General features: G+C 71.4%; 24 protein-coding genes. 13 read left to right on the forward strand and 11 right to left on the reverse strand.

Annotation, left to right across the window (positions count from 1 at the left end):
* Positions 1-50: 50 nt before the first annotated feature.
* Both SSP29_RS34725 and SSP29_RS34730 read left to right on the forward strand, forming a co-directional pair.
* The gene (locus SSP29_RS34725; RefSeq protein ID WP_089104860.1) at positions 51-1,376 is read left to right on the forward strand and encodes an acyl-CoA dehydrogenase family protein; all 1,326 of its coding nucleotides are present in this window, start codon (positions 51-53) and stop codon (positions 1,374-1,376) included.
* Positions 1,373-2,437, forward strand: a complete 1,065-nt coding sequence (locus SSP29_RS34730) for a phosphotransferase family protein (protein WP_218036947.1) — start codon at positions 1,373-1,375, stop codon at positions 2,435-2,437. The genes SSP29_RS34725 and SSP29_RS34730 overlap by 4 nt, the downstream gene beginning before the upstream one ends.
* A 75-nt stretch (positions 2,438-2,512) precedes the next feature.
* Here the strand turns inward: SSP29_RS34730 and SSP29_RS34735 are convergent, their stop codons facing one another.
* Positions 2,513-3,280: an SDR family oxidoreductase gene (locus SSP29_RS34735; protein WP_089105054.1), complete on the reverse strand. Its 768-nt coding sequence runs from the start codon at positions 3,278-3,280 to the stop codon at positions 2,513-2,515.
* A 54-nt stretch (positions 3,281-3,334) separates the two neighbouring features.
* On the opposite strand from SSP29_RS34735, the gene SSP29_RS34740 reads away from it, so the two are divergent.
* Positions 3,335-4,765, forward strand: coding sequence for a class I adenylate-forming enzyme family protein (locus tag SSP29_RS34740; protein ID WP_089104862.1), 1,431 nt, complete (start codon positions 3,335-3,337; stop codon positions 4,763-4,765).
* On the forward strand, positions 4,758-5,888 hold the full coding sequence (locus SSP29_RS34745) for a thiolase family protein (protein WP_089104863.1): 1,131 nt from the start codon (positions 4,758-4,760) through the stop codon (positions 5,886-5,888). Before SSP29_RS34740 ends, SSP29_RS34745 begins: the two co-directional genes overlap by 8 nt.
* Positions 5,889-5,938: 50 nt before the next feature.
* Here the strand turns inward: SSP29_RS34745 and SSP29_RS34750 are convergent, their stop codons facing one another.
* Entirely contained in the window at positions 5,939-6,814 is an 876-nt protein-coding gene (locus tag SSP29_RS34750) for an NAD(P)-dependent oxidoreductase (RefSeq protein WP_089104864.1), read from the reverse strand.
* A gap of 146 nt (positions 6,815-6,960) precedes the next feature.
* On the opposite strand from SSP29_RS34750, the gene SSP29_RS34755 reads away from it, so the two are divergent.
* Positions 6,961-7,359 (forward strand): carboxymuconolactone decarboxylase family protein, encoded by a 399-nt coding sequence (locus SSP29_RS34755; RefSeq protein ID WP_089104865.1) that lies wholly within the window; start codon positions 6,961-6,963, stop codon positions 7,357-7,359.
* A 115-nt stretch (positions 7,360-7,474) separates the two neighbouring features.
* On the opposite strand, the gene SSP29_RS34760 is transcribed toward SSP29_RS34755, so the two are convergent.
* From SSP29_RS34760 to SSP29_RS34780, 5 genes are all read right to left on the reverse strand, one after another.
* Entirely contained in the window at positions 7,475-9,199 is a 1,725-nt protein-coding gene (locus SSP29_RS34760) for a tannase/feruloyl esterase family alpha/beta hydrolase (RefSeq protein WP_245883387.1), read from the reverse strand.
* A 382-nt stretch (positions 9,200-9,581) separates the two neighbouring features.
* Entirely contained in the window at positions 9,582-10,382 is an 801-nt protein-coding gene (locus tag SSP29_RS34765; protein WP_089104867.1) for an acyl-CoA thioesterase, read from the reverse strand.
* Between the two features lie 8 nt (positions 10,383-10,390).
* Positions 10,391-11,179 carry an acyl-CoA dehydrogenase family protein gene (locus SSP29_RS34770; RefSeq protein ID WP_089104868.1) on the reverse strand — a complete coding sequence of 263 codons (789 nt, stop codon included), beginning with the start codon at positions 11,177-11,179 and terminating at the stop codon, positions 10,391-10,393.
* A gap of 6 nt (positions 11,180-11,185) precedes the next feature.
* Positions 11,186-12,280, reverse strand: a complete 1,095-nt coding sequence (locus tag SSP29_RS34775) for an acyl-CoA dehydrogenase family protein (RefSeq protein ID WP_089104869.1) — start codon at positions 12,278-12,280, stop codon at positions 11,186-11,188.
* Positions 12,277-12,693, reverse strand: a complete 417-nt coding sequence (locus tag SSP29_RS34780; RefSeq protein WP_245883389.1) for a nuclear transport factor 2 family protein — start codon at positions 12,691-12,693, stop codon at positions 12,277-12,279. Before SSP29_RS34780 ends, SSP29_RS34775 begins: the two co-directional genes overlap by 4 nt.
* A gap of 156 nt (positions 12,694-12,849) precedes the next feature.
* Between SSP29_RS34780 and SSP29_RS34785 the strand changes: the two genes are divergently transcribed.
* The 8 genes from SSP29_RS34785 to SSP29_RS34825 all read left to right on the forward strand — a co-directional run bounded on the left by SSP29_RS34785 (position 12,850) and on the right by SSP29_RS34825 (position 20,530).
* Complete coding sequence (locus SSP29_RS34785) at positions 12,850-14,961, forward strand: branched-chain amino acid ABC transporter permease (protein WP_089104870.1); 2,112 nt, start codon at positions 12,850-12,852, stop codon at positions 14,959-14,961.
* Complete coding sequence (locus tag SSP29_RS34790) at positions 14,939-15,652, forward strand: ABC transporter ATP-binding protein (RefSeq protein WP_150135485.1); 714 nt, start codon at positions 14,939-14,941, stop codon at positions 15,650-15,652. The genes SSP29_RS34785 and SSP29_RS34790 overlap by 23 nt, the downstream gene beginning before the upstream one ends.
* The gene (locus tag SSP29_RS34795; protein WP_089104871.1) at positions 15,649-16,368 is read left to right on the forward strand and encodes an ABC transporter ATP-binding protein; all 720 of its coding nucleotides are present in this window, start codon (positions 15,649-15,651) and stop codon (positions 16,366-16,368) included. The genes SSP29_RS34790 and SSP29_RS34795 overlap by 4 nt, the downstream gene beginning before the upstream one ends.
* A complete protein-coding gene (locus SSP29_RS34800) occupies positions 16,365-16,790 on the forward strand; it encodes a hypothetical protein (protein WP_089104872.1) in 426 nt (141 codons plus the stop codon). Before SSP29_RS34795 ends, SSP29_RS34800 begins: the two co-directional genes overlap by 4 nt.
* Complete coding sequence (locus SSP29_RS34805; protein ID WP_089104873.1) at positions 16,765-17,073, forward strand: hypothetical protein; 309 nt, start codon at positions 16,765-16,767, stop codon at positions 17,071-17,073. Before SSP29_RS34800 ends, SSP29_RS34805 begins: the two co-directional genes overlap by 26 nt.
* Positions 17,074-17,094: 21 nt before the next feature.
* Positions 17,095-18,393, forward strand: coding sequence for an amidohydrolase family protein (locus SSP29_RS34810; RefSeq protein ID WP_089104874.1), 1,299 nt, complete (start codon positions 17,095-17,097; stop codon positions 18,391-18,393).
* Positions 18,394-18,691: 298 nt separating this feature from the next.
* The gene (locus tag SSP29_RS34820; RefSeq protein ID WP_089104876.1) at positions 18,692-19,729 is read left to right on the forward strand and encodes a hypothetical protein; all 1,038 of its coding nucleotides are present in this window, start codon (positions 18,692-18,694) and stop codon (positions 19,727-19,729) included.
* A 96-nt stretch (positions 19,730-19,825) separates the two neighbouring features.
* The gene (locus SSP29_RS34825; protein ID WP_089104877.1) at positions 19,826-20,530 is read left to right on the forward strand and encodes a TetR/AcrR family transcriptional regulator; all 705 of its coding nucleotides are present in this window, start codon (positions 19,826-19,828) and stop codon (positions 20,528-20,530) included.
* A 109-nt stretch (positions 20,531-20,639) separates the two neighbouring features.
* On the opposite strand, the gene SSP29_RS34830 is transcribed toward SSP29_RS34825, so the two are convergent.
* From SSP29_RS34830 to SSP29_RS34845, 4 genes are all read right to left on the reverse strand, one after another.
* On the reverse strand, positions 20,640-21,062 hold the full coding sequence (locus SSP29_RS34830; protein ID WP_150135486.1) for an SsgA family sporulation/cell division regulator: 423 nt from the start codon (positions 21,060-21,062) through the stop codon (positions 20,640-20,642).
* 175 nt (positions 21,063-21,237) lie between these two features.
* A complete protein-coding gene (locus SSP29_RS34835; protein ID WP_145968985.1) occupies positions 21,238-21,591 on the reverse strand; it encodes a hypothetical protein in 354 nt (117 codons plus the stop codon).
* 250 nt (positions 21,592-21,841) lie between these two features.
* Complete coding sequence (locus SSP29_RS34840) at positions 21,842-23,344, reverse strand: carboxylesterase/lipase family protein (protein ID WP_089104879.1); 1,503 nt, start codon at positions 23,342-23,344, stop codon at positions 21,842-21,844.
* A gap of 86 nt (positions 23,345-23,430) precedes the next feature.
* A complete protein-coding gene (locus SSP29_RS34845; RefSeq protein WP_089104880.1) occupies positions 23,431-23,796 on the reverse strand; it encodes a helix-turn-helix domain-containing protein in 366 nt (121 codons plus the stop codon).

The following is a 23,796-nucleotide window of genomic DNA, read 5'->3' on the forward strand; positions in this document are numbered from 1 at the left end:
TGCCGTTCTGTTAATTTCAGAACGGCATTCTGACGGAAGGTGGATGCGTCATGTGGGACTTCAGTACCGACGCCGCGTTCCAGGAGAGGCTTGACTGGGCCGCGCGCTTCGTACGTGAGGAGATCGAGCCGCTCGACGTGCTGTTCCCGGGCAACGCCGAGCCCTACGACCGGGAGAGCGAGGTCTTCCGGGAAGTGGTCCGCCCGTTGCAGCGGCAGGTGCGTGAGCAGGGGCTGTGGGCCGCCCATCTGCCGCCCTCGCTCGGCGGCATGGGCATGGGTCAGGTGAACCTCGGCCTGCTCAACGAGATTCTCGGACGCTCCAGTTGGGCGCCGATGGTGTTCGGCACCCAGGCTCCTGACTCCGGCAACGCGGAGATCCTCGCCCACTACGCGACCGAGGAGCAGCGCAGGGAGTACCTGGAGCCGCTGCTCGACGGACGGATCGTCTCCACCTTCGCGATGACCGAGCCGACCGGCGGCGCGGACCCGGGCGGCTTCACCTGCCGTGCCGTGCGCGACGGCGGGGAATGGGTGATCAACGGCGAGAAGTGGTTCGCCTCCAATTACCCCCACGCCGCGTTCGTCATCGCCATGGTGGTCACCGACCCCGACGTGCCCGTGCACAAGGGCGCCTCCATGATCCTGGTCCCGGCCGGGACGCCCGGCATGGAGATGGTGCGCGGCACGGGCATGGCCGGCGAGCCGCTCGGTGAGGGCGTCCACGCCTATCTGCGGTTCACCGACTGCCGCGTCCCCGCCGCGAACCTGCTGGGCGAGCCGGGCTCCGGTTTCCTGATCGCGCAGACCCGCCTCGGCGGTGGCCGTCTGCACCACGCGATGCGGTCGGTCGGCCAGTGCCGGCGTGCCCTGGAGATGATGACCGAGCGGATCGCCTCCCGGCACACCCGTGGCGGCCCGCTCTCCGGCCAGCAGGCCGTGCGCCACCAGCTGGCCGACACCTGGGTGCAGATCGAGCAGTTCCGCCTCCAGGTCCTGCACGCCGCCTGGCAGACGGACCGGGCGGCCGACACCGGCGACCCGGCCGACGCGCGCCGGGCCCGGCTGCACGTCTCCGGCGTCAAGGTCGCCACCCCCAAGGTCCTCGTCGACGTTGCCTACCGGGCCCTGCACCTGCACGGTGCGCTCGGCGTCTCCAACGAACTGCCCCTGGCCAAGATGTGGCACTCCGGTCCCACCCTCGGAGTCGCCGACGGCCCCACCGAGGCCCACCAGGACGTCATAGCCCGGCTGTTGCTGAAGGACGCCATCCCGGCTGAGGACCCGCTCTTCGGCTCCTCGCACCTGCCCACCCGACTGGCCGCGGCGCGCGAGAAATACGCGGACCGCCTGAAGGAGACGGCGGTGACCTGGTGAGCTCCCAGGAGACGCACGGCGCCGAAAGCACCATCTCCGACCTCGACCGCCTCAACGCCTGGCCCGGCCTCCCCGGCCTCCCCGGCGACGGTCCCGTCATCGCCCTCGACCCCCTCACCGGCGGGGCACAGAACCTCCTGTTCACCCTCCGCAGGTCCGACGGGACCGAACTCGTGCTGCGCCGCCCCGGCCGGCACCTGCGGGCCGGCGCCTCCGACGCCTTCCGCCGCGAGGGCCGCGTCCTGGGCGCCCTCGCCGCCACCGACGTACCGCATCCGCACCTGCACGCCAGCGTCCAGGACGAGTCGGTGCTCGGCGCGCCCTTCTCCGTGCTGGAGAAGATCGACGGCTTCATGCCCCGGGGGCAGCTACCCGGCCGGTACGCCGAGGACCCGGAGTGGCGGCGCACGGTCGCCTTCGCGTTCGTCGACGGCGCCGCACGGCTGGCAGCCGTGGACCCCGGCGCGCACGACCTGGCCGACCTCGGGCGTCCGGAGGGCTGGCTGGAGCGGCAGACCCCCAAGTACCTGAAGATGCTCCACGGTTACCGGACCGACCCCGCCTACCTGGAGAGCGAGAACCCGCACGTCGACACCGTCGCCGACTGGCTGGTCGGGCACGCCCCGAAACAGGGCGCGACCGGCATCGTCCACGGGGACCTGCAGTTCGCCAACGCCATGTTCGCCCACGACGCGCCACGCCTCGCCGCCATCGTCGACTGGGAGATGGCCTCCCTCGGCGACCCGCTCCTCGACCTGGCCTGGATCCTGACCGCCTGGCGCGAGCCCGGCGACCCGCCCGGCAGCGACCCCCAACTCCAGCCCTGGGAGGGCATACCCTCCCGCGCCGAGCTCGTCGCGTACTACGCCGAGCAGACCGGCCGGGACGTGTCCGCGTTCCGCTGGTACCAGGTGCTGGCCTGTTTCCGCCTCGCTGCCCTCCTCGAAGGCAGCCACTCCCGCGCACTCGCCGGGAAGATGAACCGCAAGCTGGGCGAGGCGTTCCACGCCTACGCCGGCTGGCTGTGGGAGAAGGCGCGTCAGGAGATGGCGGGCGACTGATGTCGTTCGTCCGCGGCGGCGTCGTGGCTGGTCTCGCAGTTCCCCGCGCCCCTTTGGGGCGCGCTGTTCGGCACGTTACTTAGGAGGGAACCGCAACGCCCCGTCCAAGCGGACCACTTCGCCGTTGAGGTAGCCGTTCTCGCACAGGTGCTGGACGAGGGCGGCGAACTCCTCCGGGCGCCCCATCCGGCGCGGGTGGGGCACCTGCGGTCCCCAGTACGCCTCCAGTTGGTCGGCGGCCTTGCCGTAGGCGGGCGTGAGGACGGTGCCGGGCGCGATCGACACCACCCGGATGCCGAGCGGCGACAGATCGCGGGCGGCCACCAGGGTCATCGCGCTCACCCCGCCCTTCGCGGCGGCGTACGGGAGCTGGCCGATCTGTCCCTCGTACGCCGCGATCGACGACGTTGTCACGATCACACCGCGTTCGCCGTCCTCCCCGGCGGGCGCGGTGCGGGCGATGGCCGCGGCGGCCAGGCGCAGCACGTTGAACACGCCCGTCAGATAGACGTCGACCGTGGTCCGGAAGGCGGCGAGGCCCAGCGGCGCCCCGTCCCTGCCGACCAGCCGGCCGCCGGCCGCCGGACCGCCGTGGCAGTCCACCGCCGTACGGAACTCGCCCTCCTCCGCGGCCGCTTCGACCGCCGACGCCACCGAGTCCTCGTCGGTGGCGTCCGTGCGGACGTACCGCACCCCCAGCTCCTCCTGAAGGGCCTTGCCCTTGTCGTCGGCCAGGTCGGCGACCACGACCCGCACCCCTGCGGCGTGCAGTCGCCGTACCGTCGCCTCGCCGAGCCCGCCCGCGCCGCCGACCACCAGGGCCGAGGAACCCTCGATGAGCATCGTCATTCCCCTCTCTTGCTAGTGAGCCTCTGAGTGTATGAGAATGGCATTCTCATGAACATAGCCGTGATCCTGGAAATGGCCGCCTCCGCGGGGGACCGGCCGGCCGTCACCGAGGGCGGCCGTTCGCTCTCCGCCGCCGAACTCCAGCGCCTCGCGCGACATGCGGCCGCCCGCTTCCGCGACCGCCCCGCAGTCCTCTACCTCGGTGCGAACCACCTCGCCTACCCCGTCGCCCTGTTCGGTGCGGCCCTGGCCGGAATCCCCTTCGTTCCCCTCAACTACCGTCTGGGACACGAGCAGTTGGCGGCCCTGCTGGAGCGGCACCCGGGCGCCGCGGTACTGCGCCCGGAGGACCTCGACGCCCTCCTCGCCGCGTCCGGCGAAGCCGGGTGGCAGCCGACGCCCGACGACCGGGATGCCACCGCCGTCGTCCTCTACACCAGCGGCACCACCTCCGCGCCCAAGGCGGCACTGCTGCGCCACCGCCACCTGCTCGCCTACGTCTTCAACACGCAGGACTTCGGCTCGGCGGGCGCGGACGACGCGACCCTGGTGGCCCTCCCGCCCTACCACGTGGCCGGGTTGATGAACCTGCTGACGAACCTCTACGCGGGCCGCCGGATCGTCTACCAGACCTCCTTCGAGGCGGCGGACTGGCTGGCCACGGTGCGCGGCGAGCGCGTCACCCACGCCATGCTGGTGCCGACCATGCTCTCCCGCATCACCGCCGAACTCGGCGAGAACCGGGCCGAGACGCCCACCCTGCGCAGCCTCGCCTACGGCGGGGCACGCACCCCGCGCCCGGTGGTGGAGCGGGCGTTGCGGCAGTTCCCGGAGACCGGCTTCGTCAACGCGTACGGTCTCACGGAGACCGCGTCCTCCGTCTGCGTCCTCGGTCCCGACGACCACTGGCAGGCGCTGGTCTCCGAGGATCCGTCCGTACGGGCCAGGCTCGGCTCGGTCGGCCGTCCGCTGCCCGGGATCGAGGTCGAGATCCGGGACGAGGACGGCAAGGTGCTCGAACGAGGAGCGACAGGGCTCGTCTTCGTGCGCGGCGAGCAGATCTCGGGGGAGTACACCGGGACCCGGGCACTGGACGACCGGGGCTGGTTCGCCACCCGCGACCGGGGCCGGCTCGACGACGCGGGATACCTGTTCGTCGAGGGGCGCGCCGACGACACGATCATCCGCGGCGGCGAGAACATCGCTCCCGCCGAGATCGAGGACGTACTCCTGCAGTACCCGGGGGTGCGGGAGGCCGCCGTGCTCGGTGTCGCCGACCCGGAGTGGGGGCAGCGGCTGGTGGCCGTCCTCGTCGGCTCCGGAGACCCCGCGGACATCCGGGCCTTCGCCCGCCGGCACCTGCGCTCCTCGAAGACGCCCGACCTCGTCGTCTTCCGCCCCGAACTGCCCCGCACCCCCACCGGGAAGCTCCTGCGCCGCACCCTCGTAGCCGAACTGGAGGAGACCGCCGATGCCTGAGGCCGTTCTCGTCACCGCCCTGCGCACGCCGATCGGCACCGCGTTCAAGGGCACCCTGCGCAGCACCACCGCCTACGAACTGGCCGACCGTATCGTCACGGCGGTCGCGGAGGGGCTCGACCCCGACCTCGTCGACGACGTGGTGCTCGCCGAGTCCCACTACGGCGGCGGGGTCGTCGCCCGGCACGCGGCCCTCACCGCCGGGCTGCCCCGCGTCCCCGGCCTCGCCCTGAACCGGCACTGCGCCGCCGGACTCGCCGCCGTACAGACCGCCGCGGCCTCGATCAGGGCCGGCATGGACCGCCTGGTCCTCGCCGGCGGAGTCAACTCCACGTCCACCGCGCCCAGGTTGTCCTTCCAGGACACCGAACGCTGGGTGCCGCCCACCCACCCGGACCGCCCCGACGCGCCCAACCTCGACATGTCGATCACGGTGGGCTGGAACACGGCCGTACAGGAGGGCATCGGGCGCGAGGAGATGGACGCGTGGGCGCTGCGCTCGCACCGCAACGCCGTACGCGCCCAGGACGAGGGCCGCTTCAAGGACGAGCTTGTGCCCGTCGAGACGCCGTACGGCCCCTTCGAGGCCGACGAGCACCCGCGCCGGAACACCAGCGCGGAGCGCCTGGCCGCACTCAAGCCGCTGCACCCGGAGATCGAGGGATTCTCGATCACAGCCGGGAACGCCTGCGGAGCCAACGACGCGGCCGCCGCCCTGGCGGTCGCCGACGCGGGGCTCGGGCTTCCCGCACTGGCCCGGGTGCGCTCCTGGGCCTCCGTGGCCCTGGACCCGGCCGAGACCGGGCTGACCCCCGTGCACGCCATCCCCAAGGCGCTTCAGCGGGCCGGGATGTCGCTTCGGGACGTCGACCTCTTCGAGATCAACGAGGCGTTCGCCGTCGTACCGGTCGCCGTGATCCGTCGCCTCGGCCTCGACCCGGACACGGTGAACGTCAGCGGCAGCGGCTGTTCCCTGGGCCACCCCGTGGCCGCGACCGGTGCGCGCATGGTCGTCACCCTGGTCCACGAACTGCGCCGCCGGGGCGGGGGAGTCGGCGTGGCCGCGATGTGCGCGGGCGGCGGCATGGGCTCCGCCCTGGTACTGGAGGTGCCCGCGCCCTGATCCTGCCGGGGCCCTCACCGACGAGCCGTCCGTCCGCAAGCCGGCTCCGGTCAGTCCCGGGGACGGCTTGGACCGCTGTCGTAGTCGCCCGCCAGCACGGCGCCCATGCGCGGCAGCACGGCATCGGCGAACGGGGTGTGCACGCCCGTGTCCCGACCCAGTTCCTGTGCCGCCGCGAGGTCTTTGCGGGCCAACGCCTCGATGTGGTCGGCCTGCGCGCGGATGGTGCCCGCGGCGTCGAGATGGTCGTGCAGGAGGAACAACTGGGAGGTGCCGCCGGCCACCGCCGACTCCAGCACCTCGATCAGCTTCCGCGGGTCGACGCCTCCTCGTACGGCAAGCTGTACGGCCTCCCGCACCACCGCCCAGCTCGCGTAGGTCACGACATTGCGGGCGATCTTGGTGACCATGCCGGAACCCACCGGGCCGCAGTGCACCACGGTCCTTGAGAAGGACTCCAGCACCGGCCGCACCCGGTCGACCACCTCCTCGGGCCCGCCGACCATCGTCACCAGCAGTCCGTCGCCCGCCTGGGTCACACCGCCGTCGAGCAGGATGGCACCGTGCCGCTCGGCCAGCTCGGTGAACTCCCGCACAGCGGACAGTGCCACCGTGGACAGCAGGACGACGACCAGCCCCGCTCTGGCCGCGCTCAGCAGCCCCCGCTCACCGGCGAGGACCTCACGGACCTGTCCGGCATCCACCACGGCCACCAGGACCACGTCACTGGCGCGCGCCACGTCGGCAGGCGAGGCGAGCACCGGACCCACTCCGTCCAGGGAATCGGCCGCATCCGGACGGACGTCGAAGACCGACAGAGGCAGTCCCGCCCGGGCGATGTTCCTCGCCACCCCTGAGCCGATCACGCCCAGGCCGACGACACCGGCCGTGATCGTCTGCCGGGAAACCGCACGCGACTGTGCCATCACTGAAGCCCCTTCGTCCCTGGTCGGCCAACGGTAGGCAGCGTGTGCGGGCCGCCGGGGTCGCTGTCCCTCTCAGCGGGACATTCGCTGGGGCGCCGAAGCCGCCCGGCACTACCGTGCACGGGCCGACATGGAGGAGTGCGCGCATGACGACGAACGGCGACGAGCGGTGGAACCGCGGTACCGAAGCGATGGACGCGGTGTACGGGAAGGGATTCTCGGCGACGTACTACCCCGTCCCACGGGAGAAGCCCTACCACCGGGAGACCGTGGAGCATCTCTTCGGCGACATCTGGTCGCGTCCCGGTCTGTCGGTGCGTGACCGCAGACTCCTGGTGATCGGAGTGACCGCGGCCCTCGGCCGGGGCGACCTGATCCGCATCCAGGCCCTCGGCGCACTGCGCAACGGCGAACTGAGCCCGGAAGAACTGCGCGAGGGCGTACTTCAACTGGCCTACTACACCGGGTGGGGCAACGCCACCAGCGTGGACCGGGGCATCGAGGATGCCATCGCCGCTCACGAGAAGGAACGGGCCAGGGAGTAGACGGCGCTCGGCAGCGCCCGCGCAGCCGCACTGTCCAGGCGGGCAACGTTGATGGCCCGGCCTCTTTGAGGCCGGGCCATCAACCCGTGAAGCCGGTTCGGTGAGTCTGTCAGGGTCAGTTCTTGCCCTTGCTGACGACCCACTTGCGGCCCACCCAGTTGCCGACCGTCTCGTAGCCGGAGCGGAAGGAGCCGAGCCAGTTGAGCTTGAGGCCGGCCTCGGCGGCGGACTTGACGGGGGTGTAGCTGCTCGCGTCGGTGGCGGAGCCGCCCGTGGTGTTCTCGGCGTAGTACGGGAAGGGGTAGACCGGCCGGGAGGCGGTGGTGTTCCCGCTGCTGTCGACCGACTTGGTCGTCAGGCTGTCGGGGGCGTCGCCCTTCGTGACCCAGTCGGTGATCGCGGTCAGCGCGTCGAAGGTGGGCGGGCCCTGGCCGCCGCCGCAGTGCGCGACGCCGGGCAGCAGGAACAGCCGGGCGAAGGTCTCGGTGGCCGCCTCGCCACCCGTCACCTTCTCAACTGCCTTGTAGTAGGCCATCGTTCCCACGGCCGGGATGTGCTGGTCGCCGAGACCGTGCCAGAGGATCAGCTTGCCGCCGGCCTTCTTGAACGCGGTGAGGTCGGGGTCGGTGGCGTCGTACATGCCCTCGTTGGGCCCCATGACCTTCTTGTAGTAGGCCGCCGTGAACTTGATGTCCTTGTACGTCAGGGCCGGTTGGGGGCTGTCGAAGACCTGGTAGCGCAGGGTCTCCCGGACGAAGCTGATGTCGCCGCTGGCGCCGGTCGCGGTGGCCGGGGTGATGATGCCGGCCCAGTTCAGTTCGGAGCCGCGCAACTGGTAGCCCGGGTACAGGAGTCGGCCGTGTTCGTCGGTGGGTCCGGCGTAGATGCGGCGCAGGGTGGTGACCTGGTCGGCGGTCAGGCAGTAGGCGTCGGACGTCGAGGTCTGACCGGTCTTGCACTGGATGGTGCCGGGGTCCCAGGTGCAGCTCAGCGGGTCGGCGATGATGCCGTCGGCGGGGGCGCCGCAGCCCTTGAGGACGGCCTTGTGGAGGTCGGCGAGGTCGGCGTTGGTGATCGTCGCCGGGCCGCCGTCGAGGTAGACGGACTGGGCGGTCCAGGCGTGCGAGAAGGTGTTGAGCGCGGTGAAGTTGTTGGCCGGGGCGCCGGCGATGATGCCGTCGAAGTCGGTCGGGTAGCGCTGGGCCTCGGTGAGGCCCTGGTGGCCGCCCTGGGAGCAGCCGTCGAAGTAGGAGTGGGTGGCCGCCTGACCGTAGTACTGCTTGATGATCGCCTTGGCCGCCTGGACCAGTTCGTGGTCGGACTTGTAGCCGAAGTCGGCGCTCAGGGTGGGGTCGGTGGAGAAGAGTCCGCCGCCCACTTGGTGACCCTCGTCGCTGGAGGCGACGGCGAAGGCGCCGCTGGTCAGCGGGACGCATCCGGCGGAGGCGGGGGCGTTGGTGACGGTGGCGCCACCGCACAGGCCGCCGCAGCCCAGCTGGAGGTAGTCGGCCTGCCAGCCGGTCTCGGGCAGCTTGATCTCGAAGTGCAGCTGAGGGGCGATCACGCCCTTCACGTCGCAGGCCGCCCAGTTGCCCAACGTGTTGCTGCTCGCGGCCAGTTCGGTGGCCGAGGAGATCTCGAAGGGCACACCGGGAACGGCACTGGCGAGGTCCAGTCCCGCCACGCCGGCGCAGGACATGGCCGGTGCGATCCCGGAGGCCGTGCCGCTCGCGGCGAGCGCGGCGGCCGAAGCGGGCGGCTGCGCGCTGCCGGTCTGCGCGTTGGCGAGAGCGAAGCCCGCCCCGGTCACGAGCGCGAGCGCGGCCGCCAGGGTGGCCATGAAGGAAGCCGACGTCCTCCGGCACCATGTGGAGAGCATGAGCATGCTCGATCTCCGTTCGATTGCTGAGTCACCACGAGTGACAGCCGGACCGAGGTGCGCGGTGACCCGGTCAATACGCCTGGCCCAGCGCACGGCTCTGCTGGGCGCAGCCTCCCGGCCCTGGTCGGCTGCAACTCAAGTGGCGGTACGGCGACGAACTTAGCCCTGTGGCCAGTGCGGTCACAAGATTCGTCGACGAAATTGTCGACGATTGATGGTGGGGTGAGATCGATTCCGGCCAGAGCAAGAGCAGCGCACGAAGGGGCGCGAGGAACTGCGTGACCAGCCACGACGGCGCCGCAGACGATCGACGGCATTCCGCGGCACTTCCGCGGAGCGCTCAGCCGACGAACCGCAGCAGCGCCTCCTGGGCGAACGAGGCGAGGAGCATTCCGTCCTCGTCGAGGACGTCGCCGCGCCCGAAGCACCGTCCGTGTGCGGCGAGCGGGCTGTGCTGGCGCAGCAGCAGCCACCGTCCGGTGGTGAACGGGCGGTGGAACCAGACGGTGTGCGCGGTCACGGCCGAGGCGAACGCCCGGCCCGCGTCCGCCTGCGTGATGCCCTCCAGGGGGCGCAGTGCGGTGCCGATCAGGGTGAGGTCGGTGGCGTAGGCGAGCAGGGCCGGTCCGAGAGCCGGCGGGGCCGTGGGGATGCGCGTCCACAGCTCGTATCCCGGCGGCTCGGACTTCGCGGTGTCGAGGTCGGTGGCCGCCCGTGACTCCCAGGGCAGCAGCCCGAGTTCGAGGGCGCGCTCCGGGCCGGGCAGGGCCGGCGCGGGATCCACCGTCTGCCGGTCCGGCCCCTCCTCCCACGCATGCAGGCTCGCGCTCGCCGTCGCCACCACTCCATGGTCCTGGCGGGCGGTGAGCCGTACGGTCGCGAAGGTGCGGCCCTGCTGCGGCACATCGGTCTCGTAGCGCACCGGTTCACCGGTACGGCCCTCGCGCAGGAACTGCGTGTGCAGCGACTTCAGGCTCTTGCCGGGTGCGGCCAGACAGGCGGCCCGCGCGAACTGGGCGAGAAACTGACCGCCGAACAGCCGCCGATAGGTGAGCTGTTGTGAGCGGCCCTCGTAAGTGCCGGTGCCGTGCGTGGTGAGGTCGAGGCAGCCGAGCAGGTCTTGCCACAGGTCCGTGGTCACGTGCTTCCTCACAGGTCGACGAGTCGGCGCGTCCGTCGTTCGCGCAGCAGCAACGCGCCTGCCTCACGGGTCAGTTCACGGGTGGAGCCGAGCAGTCCGTCGAGGACGAGGGCCCGTTTGACATGCCGGTGCAGCGGGTGTTCCGCGGTGAAGCCGATGCCGCCCAGGGCCTGCTGGCAGTGGCGTGCCGTGGTGAGGGCGGCCCGCCCGGCCGCGGCCTTGGCGAGCAGCGCGCCGGTGTCGTCGTCGGTCGCGCCGAGCGCCGCCTCGGCTCCCTCCAGTGCCACATGGGCCTCGGCGAGCCGGTGCCGCAGGGCCTGGAAGGAGGCGAGGGGCCGCCCGAACTGGTGCCGTTCCAGGACGTGTTCACGGGCCAGGTCGAGCATGGCGTGACCGGTGCCGAGCAGCCACCAGCCCAGCGCCCGACGCCCGGCGGCGAGCGGGACGGCCTCGCCCGTGCCCACCCGGCGCAGCGGCAGCAAGGGATCGAGTGCGCTCGCCTCGGTGGCACCGTCCCGCGCCCACACCACCCACGTCCCGCCCGCGTACGGCAGCGGCAGCGTCCCCCCGACGGGCCGCCCGGCCGCCCGCAGGACTACGTCGTTGAGGACCGCGGCCTGTGTCCCGGTCTCGCCGAGGAGCCGGAAGACCAGGGGGACGGCGGTGTCCGGTGCCTCGGCGAGCATCTGCGTCCAGCCCAGGTCCGCGAGCGCGGTGTCGAGTGAGGCGCCGGTCGCGGCCGCCGTCATGGTCTTGCGCAGCGCCTCTTCCAGCAGGTCGCGTTCGGCGGTGTCCACTGCGGGTCACTCCTTTCCGAGGCCCAGGAGACGACGGGCGACGATGTTGCGCTGGATCTCGGCGGTGCCGCCGTAGATGGAGGCCGCTCGGGAATAGAGGTAGCCGGTGCGCCACGCGGCGTCCTCGGCCAGTTCGACCGCACCCGGCAGGAGGTCGCGGGCGGTGTCGAACAGCCGTTGCTCGGCGGTGGCCAGGAGGATCTTGTCGACGGACGTCTCCGGCCCGAGCCGCCCGCCCGCCGCCAGCGACCGCTGGGTCGAGGCCGACCGGCAGCGCACGGTGTGCAGGTCCAGCCAGGCGGCGCCGAGGGCATCGGCGTCCGCCTCGCAGCCGTCGGCCAGAAGACGGTCCAGGGTGGCGTAGAGGTGGGCGATGCGGTGCCAGAAGCAGGTGGAGCGTTCGTGCGGCAGCAGGTCCATCGCCAGCTGCCAGCCGTCGCCGGGCCCGCCCAGCATGCGGTGCGCCGGAACGCGCACGTCGTCGAAGAAGACCTCGGCGAACTCGTCGACACCGTGCATGGTGCGCAGCGGCCGTACGGTGATGCCAGGGTGATCCATGTCGACGAGGAAGGCGCTGATGCCGGCGTGGCCCGGCCCTCCGGTGCGGGCCAGCAGGACACAGCGGGCCGCGTACTGCGCGAGGCTCGTCCACACCTTCTGGCCGGACACCACCCAGGCGTCCCCGTCGGGCACCGCCCGGGTGGACAGCGAGGCCAGATCGCTGCCCGAGCCCGGTTCCGAGAAGCCCTGGCACCACTGCTCCCGGCCCGCCAGCAGCCGCGGCACCAGCTCGGCGGCGAGCGTGGGCGGCGCGTAGTCCACGACGGTGGGCACCAGCACCTCCACCATGGACCAGATGCCCGGCTCCGCCAGCGACCGGGAGGCGACCTCCTCGCCGAGCACCGCGCGCAGGGCGCCGCTCCCGCCGAGTCCGCCGACCCGGGGCGGCCATCCGTACCGCATCCAGCCGGCGGCCCACAACGCCCCGCGCACCCGGTTCAGTTGAGCGACCTGGGCGTCGAGGGAGTCGTCGGGCGGCGGCGTCAGATCGTGGTGGTCCAGCCAGTTCCGCAGGCCCTGCCGGAACTCGTCGACCCTCATGGACGCGAGCGTTCGAAGGCGTGCGGGCGGCCCGAGTCATGGGCACCGCTGCGGCGGATGAACGTCATGGCCCGGGTGCGCAGCCGCCATCCCGCCGGGGTGCGGACGTAGGTGTCGTTGTAGTACCCGATGCGCATCCGGTGCTCGGTGTGCTCGACGAAGCACAGCGGCTGGGTGCCGGCGGCGGTGTCGCCGTCCAGCTCGACGACCGGTGTGCCGACGAGGAAGAGGCCCTTGGGAGCGGCGGCGATCAGCGCCGGGAACTCGTCCAGCGGGTAGGTGTCGCCGAACGCGCTGTAGCTGCCGTCCGGGGTGAAGACGCCGAGCACCCTGTCCACGTCCCCGCGGGTCATGGCGACCGCGTAACGGGCGAGGAGCTGCTGGATTTCCATCAGGTCGTCGGTGGCACTCAAGGGGCCTCCATGGCAACTGAGGGGAGAACGTCGTTCTCGAAAACGAGTATCACGCTTCCATGGGTGGGGGGCGACGTCAACGCCGGAGGGCCGGGAAGGAACTTCCCCTTGTGTGAATGGTTGATTCTCCATTAGTGAGAAGCTAGTTTCCAACCCATGGATCAGTTCCTGGCCTTCACGGTGGTGGGCCTGAGCACTGCCGCCATCTACGCCGTGATCGGTAGCGGCCTGGTGCTCACCCACACCACGGCCGGAGTCTTCAACTTCGCCCACGGCGCGGCCGGGATGCTCGCGGCCTTCGCCTACTGGCAGCTGGCCGTCGGCTGGGGCTGGCCGGTGCCCGCGGCCCTGGCCGTCGTGCTCCTTGTCCTCGCCCCCGCCTTCGGCCTGCTGGCCGAGCGCGTCCTGATGCGTCCCGTACAGGCACTCGGGGAGGCCGAACGCCTCGTCATGACGGTCGCGCTCCTCACCGGATGCATCGCGCTCGCCCGCTGGGTCTGGGATCCCAACACCCCCCGCCCGCTCGCCGCGTTCCTCGCCGGCGAACCCGCCCTGCGCCTCGGACCGGCCGTCGTCACCTGGCACCAGGCCATCACTATGGCGACCGCGCTCGCCATCGCCGGCGGCCTGTGGTTCCTGCTGCACCGCACCCGGGCCGGCACGGAGATGCGCGCCTCGGTGGACGACCGCGCCCTCGCCGGGCTGACCGGCGCCGACCCGCTGCGCGCCGGCCGGCTGGCCTGGGTGCTCGGCATCCAGCTCGCCGCCGTCGGAGGCATCCTCATCGCCCCCACCGTCGCGCTCGACGCACAGCAGCTCTCCCTGCTCATCGTCAGCGCCTACACCGCCGCCGTCTTCGGACGGCTGCGCAGCCTGCCCCTCACCTTCCTCGGCGCGGTCGTCGTGGGCCTCCTGGAGGCCTACCTCGCTGGCTACCTGCCGCAGAACGACTACCTGCCCGGCCTGCGGCTGGCCGCCCCCGCCCTGCTCCTCCTCCTGGCCCTGCTCGCCTTCCCGCACCGCCGGCTGCCCGGACGCGACCGCACCCTGGTCCGCGTACCGCTTCCCGGCAGACGCGGCGGCCTGGTCCTGGCCGGCTGCGTCCTGGCCGTCGCACTGGTGCTGGTCAGCGTGCTGACCGAGGACGAGGTCATCTCGTACGGAACCCTCTTCCCGATCGGCGTGATCGCCCTGTCCTATGTGCCGCTCGCCGGATACGCCGGTCAGATCTCCCTCTGCCAGCTGTCCATCGCCGGTATCGGCGCGGTGGTGTGGGGACACCTCGGCGCCCACGGCGCACTGTGGGCGCTGCCGGTCGCCGTCCTCGTCGCCGCGGCCGTCGGAGCCCTGGTCGCCCTGCCCGCGCTGCGCCTGTCCGGCATCTACCTGGCGCTCGGCACCGTCGCCTTCGCCACCGTCCTCGACCGGTGGATCTTCACCCTGCCGGCCTTTCACGTCCTGGGCGTGCGCATCAGCCTGTTCGACCAGGGCTCGGTCTCCGTGGCCGGCCCCGACCTGTTCGGCCTGCGCCTCACGTCCCCGACCGACCTGGTGCTGTTCTCCGCCTTCTGCCTGGCCGTCACCTCGCTCGGCCTGGCCGCCCTGCGCCGCGGCCGGTTCGGGCGCCGCCTTGTCGCCCTGCGGGACAGCGAGGCCGCCTACGCCACCCTCGGCGGACGCCTGCTGGCCGCGAAGGTCGCGGTCTTCGCCCTCTCCGCCGGCATCGCGGGACTGGGCGGCGCGCTCTACGGCATGCAGCTGCAGACCGTCACCGCCGACCAGTTCAGCCTCGTCGCCGGACTGCCCGTCTTCCTGATCGCGGTGGTCGGCGGCCTCGGTTCGGTCGGTACCGGCCTGTTCACCGGACTCGCGTACGTCGTGCCCGTCCAACTGCTCGACGGGCTCGGCGGCTGGGCGCAGAACCTGCCCGCCCTGCTCGTCGCCCTCGCCGGTCTGGGCTTCGCCCACAGCCCCGCCGGCGTGATCGCGCGGCTGCGCGCCCAGTGGACGCCGCTCGGCCGTGACCGGCAGCTGCTGACCGCACTGCTCGGCGTACTCGCCCTGTGCTGGGCCGTCGCCGTCCTCGTTCCGGCCGGCGGCCGGCCGGCACTCGCCGCCGCCCTGGTGGTGGCCATGGTCCTGCGCAACCGTGCCGCCGCACGAGCGGCGGCACCCGCGGACGTCCCGCCGGAGTGGTGGGGCGTACGCCGTCCGTGGCGGCCCGAGGACGGGGAGGTGCTGAGCCGTGCCACCGCTGCTGCAAGCTGACGGGATCACCGTCGCGTTCGGCGGGCGGCGGGCCCTGGACCGGGTGTCGCTGGCCGCCGAGCCCGGCCGGGTCACCGGCCTGATCGGCCCCAACGGGGCCGGGAAGAGCACGCTGTTCGACACCGTCTCCGGGCTCCGCCGCCCGCAGACCGGCCGGGTACGGCTCGACGGCCGCGACATCACCCGCGAGGGCCCCGCCCGCCGGGCCCGGCGCGGTCTGTCCCGGACCTTCCAGCACCTCGAACTCTTCGGCCGGCTCTCCGTCCGCGACAACCTCCTCGTCGCCGCGGAACTCGGACCCCGACGCCGCCACGCGGCCCGTACCGCGGACGAGGTCCTTGACCGCCTCGGCCTGGCCGACACGGCCCAGGCCCCCGCGGACGCCCTGCCCACCGGCATCGCCCGCCTCGTCGAGGTCGGCCGCGCCCTCGTCCAGAGCCCCCGCGTCCTGCTCCTCGACGAACCCGCGGCCGGACAGGACGCCGAGGAGACCGAGCGCTTCGCCGACCTGCTGCGCTCCCTGGCGGCCGAGGGCACGGCGGTCGTCCTGGTCGAACACGACATGAGCCTGGTCATGGCCGTCTGCGACGACGTGTACGTCCTCGACCTCGGCCAGGTCGTGGCCTGCGGCCCGCCGGCCGAGATCCAGCAGGACGAGACCGTCCTCGCCGCCTACCTGGGGGAACCATGACGGTGAACGACAGCCCGCTGCTGGAACTCCGCGGCGTCCGCGCCGCCTACCACGGCATCACCGTGCTGCACGGCGTGGACCTGACCGTCGCCGCGGGCCAGGTGGTGGCACTTCTGGGACCCAACGGCGCCGGCAAGACCACCGTCCTGAAGGCCGCCGCCGGACTGCACCCTCCCAGCGCCGGGCAGCTGCTGATGGGCGGCCGGGACGTCACCGGGATCCGTCCCGGCCGCCTCGCGCGCGCCGGGGTCTGCCTGATCCCGGAGGGCCGCGGCGTCTTCCCCAACCTCTCCGTCCGCGACAACCTGCTGATGATGACCTTCTGCGGCCGCGGCCGGGAGGAGATCGAGGAGACCGCGTACGACCGCTTCCCCGTCCTCGCGGCACGCCGCACCCAGCAGGCGGGCACCCTCTCCGGCGGCGAGCAGCAGATGCTCGCCCTCGCCCGCGGCCTGGTGACCGACCCCGCCGTGCTCCTCCTCGACGAACTCTCCATGGGACTCGCCCCGCTGGTCGTCGCCGAGCTGTACGAACTGGTCGCCGAGATCGCCCGGCAGGGCGTCGCGGTGCTGGTCGTGGAGCAGTTCGCCGCCGCCGTACTGAAGATCGCCGACCATGCCGCAGTCCTCGTCCGTGGCCGGATCCAGTGGCAGGGGCACCCCGACAGCTCCCTGCAGGCCGAACTGTCCTCCTACTACCTGGGGAGCCCCACATGACGTCGACCCCGCTACCGGCCTCGCGGGCGGACCGGTTCGTCCGCGAACTCGCCGAACTGAAGATCCCCGACCCCGCCGCGGCCCGCACCGCCCTCTGGCGCCGGCTCGGCGGACTGCTCATGACCGCGGGCCTGGTACTCGGTGCCCTCGCATTCCCCCTCGCCCACGCCACGGACAGCTCGCTCGCGCAGGGCGACGCGCTCGCCCTCGGCCTCGGCGGCGTCACGGCCGCCGTGGTGGGCGGCGCGCTCTTCCTCCGCTATTCACTCACCGACTTCCTGCGCTTCTGGCTCGCCCGGCAGTCCTACGACCTGGACCGGCTGGGGGAGCGCCTCAGCGACCCCGCCGTGGCCGCGAAGACGGTCAACTCACCAGCACCAGAAGGAGAACCGCGCAATGGCGCTGCCCCCTCGCCCAGGTGACCAGCTCGCCTCCGCCACCTCCGCCACCCGGGTCATCGTCATCCGGGCCCCGGCCGATGCGGCGGCACCGATCGAGTGCGGCGGCGTCCCGATGATCCCGGCCCAGGGCGCGCCCGCCGCACCGACCGGCGACGAGCCGTCCGGAACGCTGATCGGAAAACGCTACGTCGACGCCACCGACAGCCTCGAACTCCTTTGCACCGCCTCCGGAGCAGGCGACCTCACCTACGGCGGACAGCCGTTGCAGATCAAGGCGCCCAAGGCGCTGCCCGCCTCGGACTGACCCAAGCCCCAAGGAGCCCCCATGAACCGTGACGACATGATCCTCATCAGCGTCGACGACCACATCATCGAGCCGCCCGACCTGTTCGCGAACCACCTGCCGGACCGCTACAAGAAGGACGCCCCGCGCCTGGTCCACCGCGAGGACGGCAGCGACGTGTGGCAGTTCCGGGACAACAGCGTGGGCAACGCCGCGCTCAACGCGGTCGCCGGCCGCCCCAAGGAGGAGTACGGCATGGACCCGCAGGGCCTGGACGAGATCAGGCCCGGCTGTTACGACGTCGACGAGCGGGTCGCCGACATGAACGCCGGCGGCGTCCTCGCCCAGATGAACTTCCCCTCCTTCCCCGGCTTCTCCGCCCGCCTGTTCGCCACCGAGGACTCCGACTTCTCGCTCGCCCTGGTCCGCGCCTACAACGACTGGCACATCGACGAGTGGTGCGCCGCCCATCCCGGCCGGTTCATCCCGATGGCCCTGCCCGCCATCTGGGACGCCGAACTGTGCGCCCAGGAGATCCGCCGGGTCGCCGACAAGGGCTGCCACTCGCTCACCTTCCCCGAGAACCCGGTCCCGCTCGGCTACCCCAGCTTCCACACCGAGTACTGGGACCCGGTATGGCGTGCCCTGACCGACTGCGGCACCGTGATGAACCTGCACATCGGCTCCTCCGGTCGGCTCGCCGTCACCGCCCCCGACGCTCCGCCGGACGTGATGATCACCCTCCAGCCCATCAACCTCGTCCAGGCCGCCGCCGACCTGATGTGGTCCCGGGTGCTCAAGGAGTACCCCACCATCAAGATCGCGCTGTCGGAGGGCGGCACCGGCTGGATCCCGTACTTCCTGGAACGGCTCGACCGCACCTACGAGATGCACGCCACGTGGACCCTCCAGGACTTCGGCGGCAAGCTGCCCTCGGAGGTCTTCCGCGAGCACTTCCTCACCTGCTTCATCAGCGACCCGGTCGGGGTACGGCTGCGCAACGAGATCGGCATCGACAACATCTGCTGGGAGGCCGACTACCCGCACAGCGACTCCATGTGGCCGAACGCGCCGGAGCAGCTGCACGAGGTGCTCACCGCCTACTCCGTGACGGACGACGAGACCGACAAGATGACCCACGGGAACGCGATGCGCTGGTACTCGTTCGACCCGTTCGCCCACATCCCGCGCGCCCAGGCCACCGTCGGCGCCCTGCGCAGGGCGGCCGAGGGACACGACGTGTCCGTCAAGTCCCGCAGCCGCCAGGTCATCGCCCCCGCGGACAAGCTCGCCACCTACCGCAAGAAGGCCCAGGCGGCACTGGCGGCCGCCGAGCAGTGAGACGGGGCTGACAACCGGGAGGGCCGGGTCGGTCTCCCCTGCTGGTGTCCTCGATCAGCAGTCGCCCGGCCTGCTGCCCCATCACGGTGGCAGGCCGTCCGACCGAGGCGAGCCGCACGACGGCGGAAGCCGCGAAGCCGATGTCGTCGCAGCCGACCAGCACGGTGTCGCAAGACACCCACCCTCAGCACCTTGATCCCCGACGGTCGCCTCACAGACACGGGTGCCGACGGGGCTGTCAGTGCAGGCATATAGAGTCCCGCCCGAGACTCGCGCGTGTGCTGGAGAAGGAGTCCTGTTGGCGAGAACCACACCACCTCGGCCTGTCGACATCGCGTCGGTGTTCCCGGAGCTGGCTCCACTGGCACGGCAGGCCGTGCGCCTTCATCCACGCCCTGGTGAGCCGACCGTCCACGAGAGTTCCGTCGGCGGCCCGCTGCTGTGGCCGGCCGACGACGAGTGGCCGGTCTGCACGAAGGAGCACCACCACTACGGCGACCTCCCTGTCTCCCTTGACGATGTCCGTCAAAGCCGGGCGCTGCTCGAAGCAGCCTGGTTGCGTCCTCGCGCTCCCCGCGAGGACCTCCTCAGCCCCGACCAACGGGCGTACCTCGACGAACTCGACACAGGGCATCCACCACACCCCGGGCCCAATGCGCTGCTCCCCGTCGCCCAGCTCTACCTGCGCGACATACCCGGGCTGGCCGGCCCCGAGGGAACGGACCTGCTTCAGGTGCTGTGGTGCCCCCTGGATCACGACGAGGGGATGCCCGCAGCCCACCTCGTCTGGCGGGACTCCGGGAGCGTCGGCAAGCTGCTCGCCGATCCGCCGGAACCGGTCGATGTGGATCACTACGGAAACTACGTTCCCGAGCCGTGCGTGCTCCAGCCCGAAGTCGTGACCGAGTACCCCGCGCCCCACGAGTTGCCCGAGGAACTCGCGCAGCGCCTGAACGACTGGGGACGCGAGCAGTGGGCCGAGGAAGACCCGGCCGAGGAGTTCAGCCCCGGCAGCGCCTACTACCAGTACGAGCACTCCGTCGCGCCCGGGTGGAAAGTCGGCGGCTGGGGCCCGTGGAGCTTCTGCGACCCCTGGCCCATGCACTGCGATGTCTGTAAGGCCACGTACCGGCCGCTGCTCACCGTGAGCTCCGGAGAATGGGACGGCGGGAGCGGCAGCTGGATCCCCCTCGAAGACCGGGAGGAACCTTCGGCGCCGGTCGGGCTGCGCAAACCGTCGGACCCGCCGATGGTGCAGATCGGGCGCGGATACAACATGCAGATCTACGTCTGCCCCGCGTCCTTCGATCACCCGCACCTCGAGAACATGCAGTGAGTCCGGGGTCCCGCACCAGCCCGGCTCAAGCGGCGTCCCTGCTGTGAGCTGGGTCATAGCCTGAATTCGAGGGGCCCCTCATGTTAGCGTGGATGCATGAGCCAGCAGCACGTCCTGTCCACGCCCCAGGCGTCGGCCAAGCCGTTGCGCCGCGACGCGCAGCGCAACAGGGACGCGATCGTGGCCGCCGCCCGCAAGGCCTTCGCCGAGCAGGGGCTGGACGCGTCCCTGGAGGGTGTTGCCCGTGAGGCGGGCGTCGCGATCGGGACGCTCTACCGGCACTTCCCCCGCAGACTCGACCTGGTCGAAGAGCTTTTCACCGCGAAGTTCACGGAACTGCTGGCCGCGTCCGAAGAGGCTGCGGCCATGGACGACGCCTGGGAAGGGTTCTGCCACTACCTGGAAAAGCTCTGTCAGCTGCAGGCCTGCGACCGTGCCTTCAACGATCTGGTCTCGGCCCGGCTGCCGCTGCACGCGCTCGGCAGGGGAATGTTCGAGCGCGCGGGAGAACGGGCCGCTCAGCTCTTCCGCAACGCCCAGGAGAAGGGCGTCCTCCGTGAGGATGTCACCCCGGAGGACCTCGCTTTCGTCATCTGGTCCCAGGCCGGGATCATCCAGGCCACACGTGCCGTCGCCCCCAACGCCTGGCGCCGCCACCTTCACCTGATGCTCGACGCCTTCCGCGCCCAGTGTGCCCACGAGCTGCCGGAACCGCCGCTGACCCCCCAGCAGGTCGACCAGACCCTCACCACTCTCGAGTGCCCCGAAGAGGAATGCCGCGAGTGCCACGAGGAGGCATGAGCCGCGGCAGGTGAGGTCGCCCGGCGACAGGACACACAGGGAGCCCGGTGCCGCAGTCGGCACCGGGCTCACTCGGACCCGCATGGGTGTCGCCGTCCAGCTGAGGCGTTCAGCTTCCCGCCAGCAGCTGGGCCAGCTCGGCGTCCAGGTCGAGCCGGCCGGACTCGGCCCCCGACGGCACCGCGGACCACGTCTCGCGCAGGAAGGATTCCACGCCCTGCGCGGGAAACCCGAGCAGGGCCGATCCCGTGGGTGTGCGGAGAGCGACGAACACCATGGCGCGTCCCGCGTCGACGGCCGGCCACATGTGCACGTCCCCCTGCCCGGTGTGCTCGCTCAGGGCCTGAGCCAGCATGTCGCGACTGAAGAACCACTCGACCGTTCGCCCCTGGCCCGGGGGGTGGAAGACCGTGCGGACGGCATAGGGGTCATCCGTCTCGTACCGCAATGCCGCACGCATCGGCACCGACAGATCGTGGGACAGGACAAGCTGCGCGGGCAGCTCGCACGCCACGGTTCTGACCGATCTCACTGTCCCTCACTCCTGCGTCCCGCTCGCCCGGCCTCGCCGAAGCAACCAGCAGCGACTTCATCGGGCCGGGCCTGATGCCGGCTCGGTGAGCGGTCGGTTTGACGAACCTCGACGACGTGATCCCCGACGACGGCGTCGCGGCTCGTCAAACCGACCGTGATGGCCTGCGGCCGCATCAGCGCTGCTGCTGATACCAGGCGACCTGGTCCAGGTACCAGCGGTCGAGGCCGACGCCGTACCGCGTAGTCGCCTCCGCCCGGTGGTGCGCGTCCTGGGCGTACAGGTGGCGGTCCTGGCGGTCCTCGGTCTGGTACCGGTCACGGGGTGCGTTCCAGCCGTCGTCCTGCTCCCCGTGGTGACCGCTCCCGTATCCCTCGTCGGTGGTGAAGGCGGTGACTGAGGGCCGCGTGTGCTCCGCGGGTCCCGAGGCCGTCGCCGCCGACGCCGAGCTGCCGGTTGCGAGAAGAGCTCCGCCTGCCAGTGCCGTAGAAGCAACAGCGATCGAGACGCGCCTGATCCACATGTTCATGATCATTTCCTTGTGATGTGCCGCGATTCCGCCGACGTGGCGGCCGCTGGGATGTCCCTGTTGTGCGACCCGGAAATTCCGGATCATCCGGGTGCCGACCCGATGGGGACATCCGGAGGGGTCCCTCATGTTCGGCGCTGCCCAGCGTACTCGAGGGGGGCCTCATGTTTACGGTGAAGCCCATCACAGCACGTCGGAAGGGGGAGAGGCTCACACGAGCGGTGTGAACGCACGCGAGACGGCCAGGTGGTCAGGGGGTGTCGGCGTCGGCGCGCAGCGAGTGGATCAGTTCGGTGACCGGGCTGATGTCCAGCACACGGCTTCGGGTTTCCTCGCCGATGACCGTCAGCTGTGGCGCTGTCGAAGTGGCGGTGGGCCAGGGTGTGCCGTCCGGGCTGCTGGGCACACCGGTGCGGGCGAACTCCGTCCAGGCGTGCATCATCACGTCCGGCACCAGGGCGTCCCGCTCGTCGAAGCCGTCGGCGGACGGGTCGACGTGCCCGAAGACGTAGGGGAACTCGGAGCAGTGGCAGGCGAGCAGGCCCGATCTGCGGTTGGCCGGTGAGACGCGGTCGAACCGGTAGGCGTAGACCGTACGGCCCAGGTCGACGAAGCGCCGGTACGAGGCGAGGGCCGGCTCCGTCCAGAGGGCGGTGGTGTACAGCTCCTCCAGAGCCTCGTAGGGGCTGCCGCCGAGCTTGGCGAGGAGGTCGTCGGCGCGGTGGCCGCCGAGGACGGCTGCCATGTTCGCCAGGGTCGCGGGTGTGTAGATCTCCGCAGGGTCCACGGCCCGGGGCGGACCGCCGTAGGGGCCGGTGGGCCTGATGAAGAAGCGCCCTTCGTTGCGGGTGTGGCCGAACAGGACGGGTACCCGGGGGTTCCACCAGGTCAGGTCCGCACCCACCACCTTGCCGTCCTCGGTGGGGCCCCAGGCCAGATTGGCCGGGGTGTGCACCTGGCCGGGCGGCGGCATCGTGTTGGACGACATGAGCGAGGCCAGGCGTACCTCCTGCACCGACTTCCCGCGTAGATGTGCGAGGTCGCTCCCGCCCATCTGCTCGAAGAACCTGGCGCTCGCCGCCAGCCGGCGCCCCTGGCCCGAGCCGGCGCCTGCGGCGTGCGGTTCGAGGCCCGCGCTCTGCAGGATGGCGCGATGGAACAGGCCTCGCGCGCTGGGCGTGGCGAGCAGGGTGCGTACCGCCTCCGCGCCGGCGGACTGGCCGAAGACGGTGACGTTCTCCGGATCGCCGCCGAAGGCGGAGATGTTGCGGGACACCCACTCCAGCGCCGCCACCCAGTCCTGGACGGCCGCGTTCCCACCGGTGTCGGGGTGGTTGAGGAAGCCGAACGCGCCCAGCCGGTAGTTGAACGACACGTACGTCACACCGCGCTCGGCGAGGGACCTGCCGTGGTACTCCCGCATGGAACCGGACCAGTTGATGAAGCCACCGCCGTGGATCCAGACCATGACCGGCCGGCGGGCCTCGGGGTCCAGGGTGGCGGACCACACATCGAGGTACAGACAGTCCTCGCTCTGGTCGGCCCCGAGATCCGCGCCCGCGTCCACGGTCTGGACGGCAGCGGGTCCGAACTCCGTCGCGTACCGCACGCCGTCCCACGGGGCGGGCGGCTGCGGCGCGGCCCAGCGGAGGTCTCCCACCGGCGGGGCGGCATACGGCACACCCCGGAACCGAAACACCCCGGACCGCTGGTCGCCCTCTAGGAGGCCTTGTTCCACACGGACTTGGCTCATGATCGCTCTCCTGTTCACCGGACCGGATCGAACCGGGGCGCGGCGCTTTCGGTGGCCCTCGTTCTTGACGTGAGCCACATAACTGGTCACTGAGATGCTGGTTGACTTGTTGAATCTGGATGGCCGATGGCGATGCGGGCGCGCACGGGGCGCAGGCCGCCGATGCGCACGCTGCCGGTCTGTCGTCCGTCGGCGGGGTCCTCGCGGTGTTCCCCCGGTACGACCACCGGCTCGATGAGCTCGTTCGGAGTGCATTCGAGGATGTCGCAGAGCGCGACGAGGAACTCCATGTTGAGTCTGCGCGGCGGGCTCGTCACCAGCCGGTGGACCTGCACCTGCGACAGGTGGACGCCGCGCTCGGCCAGCAGCGGCAGCAGGTCGGATTCCCGGAGCATGCCGCGGGCCGCCGTCAACTGCCGTGCATGCCAGCCGAACGTCATCCTCCGCGCCAT

The organism is Streptomyces hyaluromycini, from assembly GCF_002217755.1.
Classification (GTDB): domain Bacteria; phylum Actinomycetota; class Actinomycetes; order Streptomycetales; family Streptomycetaceae; genus Streptomyces; species Streptomyces hyaluromycini.